At 49.3% G+C, this 282-nt stretch carries 1 rRNA gene; it reads right to left on the bottom strand.

The features are described 5' to 3' along the window. Positions 1-95 (bottom strand): 5S ribosomal RNA (gene rrf, locus GJ699_RS34025); the annotation flags it as partial. Positions 96-282: the final 187 nt, after the last annotated feature.

The following is a 282-nucleotide window of genomic DNA, read 5'->3' as shown; positions in this document are numbered from 1 at the left end:
TTCACACTGGTTGCAGCACTATCATCGGCGCAGAGTCATTTCACGGTCCTGTTCGGGATGGGAAGGGGTGGGACTGACTTGCTATGGTCATCAAGCTTTGACTTGTATGCTGCGCAGCCATCGGCTGTGCAGCGAATCTGGGAGAAGTAAAGTTTTGGTTTGGGGTAGCACCACTCATCAACGAGTAAATGCGTATAACCGTCAAGGTTATAGGGACAAGCCGTACGGGCAATTAGTATCAGTTAGCTTAATGCATTACTGCACTTCCACACCTGACCTATC

This window comes from Duganella guangzhouensis (assembly GCF_009674535.1).
Classification (GTDB): Bacteria; Pseudomonadota; Gammaproteobacteria; order Burkholderiales; family Burkholderiaceae_D; genus Rugamonas; species Rugamonas guangzhouensis.
Note: the sequence above shows the minus strand (reverse complement) of the source record. Positions and strands in the feature narration are given on the sequence as shown.